Here is a 4,648-nt window from a genome sequence, read left to right as displayed (position 1 = left end):
GAATGATAAAAAGTGATTAAAAGTTATAAAAATGCAATAATTTGTTTATTAATTTAATTCCTTTCATTTTCTTAATTAGTTACTTTTAATCAGAATTTGAAAGCAAAAGTAAATTAATCCTTAATAATGTTATAATTATTTGTTGTTAACCTTATCTTATTTCTTTTTATAATTAGATAAGGTCAAATACATCTTCAAGGAAGCTGTTGTTATAAATGAGTTCTAAAGCATTTAAAAGCAAATATGTTAATAGCAAGAAACTTCTTGCAGGGATTGCATTAGGTGCAACCGCAGTGGCGGTTGCTTCGCTTTCAGGTGGACTTGGATACTATATTAGTAAAGATCAAAAGCAAACAGCTAGTAGTTTTGATGATCGGATTCAAATTAAAACCCATTTTGCCTTAGATCCAACACTAAGTGAATCAGAAAATCAAGCTCGTTTAAATAATATAGCTAATAAAACAACAGCTATTTATAATCGGTTCGGTTTAAAAGAATTAGAAGTTAAATCAGCAATTAAGCATCAAAGTAAAGATACTAAAGATAGCAATGCTTTATTTGGTGAGTTAGTTTATGATTTTAATTTACCAAGTTATAGACAATTTGCATCAGTTAATTTACTTGATAAAGAATTTACTAATAAACAAAAAGTTGCTGCTAAATTACAACTATTATCAACTTTTAGTTCTTCTAATAGAATTGAATTACAAAATATATCAAGTTTATATAATCACAAACCAACATTAGCTACTAGTTTAAATGATCAAGAGTTTTTATTACAAAACTGAAAAACCCTAAACCAAAATCCTGATTTGTTTGAAATTAAAACAAACCGAAACCAACAACCACATGTTGAAATTAAACTTAATCAAAGCGATCAAAAATTCTCATTAGAGATGTTTGATAAAGAGTTTTCAAAAAACTACAACTACGCACCAACTACTTCATCTTCTCGTCAAACAGCTATTACTAATTTCCAAAGAACTAATAGAGCTAGAGCTAAACCAACTAATTCTTGGTTAATGTGAGTTAATCGGGATGCATTAGTATCTAAACTTAATATGCTTGCACTATTAGCATACGCTCACAATGAACCATTCACTGATCCTAAAAAATGAGCTGATGTTGATGATGTGTATCAAAACTTACCAGCAAATGGTGAAGATCGTGCATATGTTGATTGAATCAAGGCTGAAACAAAAACTAAACCTTATGAACATTTCTTAATTACAAGTAATGATTTAAATCAACAATATAATCCGATTGATAATAAACTTATTAGTTTACTAAATGCTTTTTATCGATCTAATAAGCATAAAGTATTACAACAACCAAATCCACAAAATCCAAGACAATCACAAACACCAATGACTTTTGCTGATTATGAAATGTTTTATTCTTGAAACATTAATAAATTAGCTTTAGTTCGTGGTTATGTGTATGCAATTGATTACAATAGCTTCTTTAATTATTTCACTGAACCAAAAAGAACAACGCAAGCTGATAAATATCAAACTGATCACTTAGTATTAAATCAAGCTAATACTTCAGTATCAACTGCTAATAACTTCTTACTATTAAAGAATTCATTAATCTCTAACTACATTAGTTATCCACAATTCTTAGTTAAAGATAAAAAATACCAAGATGCTTTTTATCAATATATAAACACACCATCAATTATTGCATCAAAATACCAACAAGGGATTATTAAAACCTTAACTATTAAAGATAGTATCTTAATTGGGTTTGGTGTATTAGTTGGTATTATTGGTATTATAGTTGCTGTTTTATACAAATTCAATGGATTGATATTTGCACTATTATTAGGAATTGGTTATTTAGTTCAGCTAAGTATAGCTAAAGCAGCTAATTTTGGGTTTAGTACAGAAACATATGCAGCTTTATTAGTTAGTTTAATTATTCCAGTCTTTGGTTTTGTAAACTTACAAAGTGATCTAAAACGGTTTATGAATAAAGGTTATTCATATAAGAATGCATATTATTTAGCTAATAAGAAAATGATTACTAATAATGGGATGATGTACTTATTAATAATCTTAATGTCTTTAGTCTTTATGTATTTTGGAATTGGTTTAAACACTAGCTTTGGTTATAGTTTAGTCTTTGGTTCTATTGCTTATTTACTAACTACATACTTATTAGGTTTAATAATGCATTTCTCATATGCAACAATTTTTGAATTTAAACCACAAACCCATTTATATGAACCATATCTATCAACTGCACTAAAAATCAATAACAACATCTTTGACTCTAAACTAAATGAATATGAAGAACAAAAGAACTATTCATTATTAGCTCAAAAGCTATTTAATAATAGTTATAAATATGTTTATTTAGTACTAATAGGTATTATTACTTTAGCTGGACTTTTAATGTTAGGTTTATGATTACCAACTAATTCAGAACTATTTAATACTTTAGTTCAAGTTGATGTTAATAAGATCTTAAATCAAACTGAACTTGATAAAATCAACAGTTTAGTTGATTATGGAAATAGTGATAAATTAATTACATCACTTTATTTAGATGCTAATGCAGCTGATTTTGAAACTGATTTAAACACTATTAAAACAACTTATGGTTTAGATAATGTTTTAGTTTATTCAAACCATATCCCATTATTTACTGATCAACTCAAAAATACAATTTATAGTTATTTAATCATTGGTGTAATAGTAACAATATGAAGTGCTATTTGATTTAAATTAAAATCTTGTTTAGTAATTTTAAGTAATGTAGTTGCATGTACTTTAATTTTCTTTGGTATTAACTCTTTATTCCGTTTACCAGTTTATCAAACAGTTATAACTGCAGCTAATAGCTTATTTGTTCTTATTTGTGTAATTAGCTTTAATATGTATGCTAATTTAATTAAAATCTTACAATTTAATCAAAAATGAACAAATAAACAAATCAATACACATTTACACCATAGTTTATTTCAATATTTAAGTAGATATAATATAATTTACATTGTAATGTTAGTTTGTTTATTAACTTTAATGATCTTTGTTCCTTATGAGTTAGTAATCTTAAATGCAATGGTTGTCTTTGGTATTTTATTTACTAAGTTCACAATTGTTGTATTAAATAGTTTATTAACATATGCTATTTACAAAAAAGCAAATAGCAAGTATGGAGCAAACTGAAGTTATGACAAGTTTGATGAACAAAGTATTGCTAATATTAATCAATTCTAGGAGCAAAAATTATGATTTCAATCGATTACATCAAATCAAAAATCAGAGATGTAGCTGACTTCCCTAAAGAAGGAATTATTTTTAAAGATATTACACCTTTATTTCTTGAACCTGCAATCATTAATAAGATTGTAGAAGAGTTTGAAGCTTTTGCTAAAACTTTAGATGTGGATGTAATTTTAGGAGCTGAATCTCGTGGTTTCTTATTTGCAGTTCCATTGTCTTTAAAACTAAACAAACCATTTGTTTTAGTAAGAAAGCCAAACAAACTACCTGGGGATGTTTATAGTGCTGAATATACACTTGAATATGGTAGTTCACGTGTAGAAATTCATAAGGACGCATTAAAACCAAATCAAAAAGTTTTAATAGTTGATGATTTATTAGCAACTGGAGGAACTGTTCAAGCTATTGAAGACTTAGTTCGTCAAGCTGGATGTGAAGTTGTTGGAAGTACTTATTTAATCAAACTTGACTTCTTAGAAGGTGAAAAGAAGCTAAGTGGTAAAGTAAATGCTTTAATTACTTATTAATTAAATTAATAATCAAAAAAGTGCCTTTAAGTTGGCACTTTTTCTTTTGTCTTTTTATTCTTAATTTAGCTTTGCTTGTTGGTTTTGATTTTGCAATCGAGCTTCCTCGAAAGTAAGCCCAAGTGCGGTGTTGCAATTGAACTTACTTTCGAGGAACATTTGATGTTTTATTAACTAGATATCATGATGCTATTAATTATCTTAATCAAAAAACAAATCATAGAAATAAAAATAAAGTTAACTTCTATGATATGACTTCAAGTATTTTAGAAGTCAATACTGGTTTAATTGATACTGATTATATTAACTCTCGATTTGAAAAATATATTAAATCTTTAAATGATGGATCTAATGTTGAAGATATAGAAGCAGCTAAAAAACAACTACATAGTAGCTTTGCTTATCTATCAAAAGATGAGCAAAAGTATGCTTCTATCTTCTTAAAAGATATAGAGCGAGGAGAAGTTAAAATCATTCCTAATAAATCTATTAGAGAATATATTAATGATTATATTGTTGAAGCTAGCAACAATAAAATCGACATAGTAGCTAAAACATTTCTTAAAGAAGGAAAAGAACAAGAACTTAGAAATATAATACAATTAAACCTTAATGCAAATAACCTTAACGCATACAATCGCTTTACTGAATTTAAAAAATGTATTGATATAAATAAAGCTGCAATATACTTTAATCAATTAGAACAAAAAGAGTTAAGTACAAAGGATATTAATACTAAAATTGATTCTTTCTTCCGTGCATTTGTTGTTGATGTTGATAATACTGATTTTAAAGATCTTAATGAAAACAAGAGTGAATAATTTATCAAGTTATTGATTAATATTTAATTAATAAATAGTAATGAAAAAACCTAGGAATGCCCCTAGG

General features: G+C 26.7%; 3 protein-coding genes. All 3 read left to right on the top strand.

Going from position 1 to position 4,648, the window contains the following annotated elements:
* Nucleotides 1-215: 215 nt before the first annotated feature.
* The 3 genes from UDIV_RS02810 (at nt 216) to UDIV_RS02800 (ending at nt 4,581) form a co-directional block, all read left to right on the top strand.
* On the top strand, nt 216-3,227 hold the full coding sequence (locus tag UDIV_RS02810) for a hypothetical protein (RefSeq protein WP_038103041.1): 3,012 nt from the start codon (nt 216-218) through the stop codon (nt 3,225-3,227).
* An 11-nt stretch (nt 3,228-3,238) separates the two neighbouring features.
* Nucleotides 3,239-3,760: an adenine phosphoribosyltransferase gene (locus tag UDIV_RS02805; RefSeq protein ID WP_038103034.1), complete on the top strand. Its 522-nt coding sequence runs from the start codon at nt 3,239-3,241 to the stop codon at nt 3,758-3,760.
* Between the two features lie 122 nt (nt 3,761-3,882).
* Entirely contained in the window at nt 3,883-4,581 is a 699-nt protein-coding gene (locus UDIV_RS02800; RefSeq protein ID WP_038103031.1) for a hypothetical protein, read from the top strand.
* Nucleotides 4,582-4,648: the final 67 nt, after the last annotated feature.

The sequence above is a fragment of the Ureaplasma diversum NCTC 246 genome (genome assembly GCF_000731915.1).
Classification (GTDB): domain Bacteria; phylum Bacillota_I; class Bacilli_A; order Mycoplasmatales; family Mycoplasmoidaceae; genus Ureaplasma; species Ureaplasma diversum.
The sequence above is the reverse complement of the archived record's forward strand: the minus strand, read 5'-3'. Positions and strand labels throughout refer to the sequence as shown.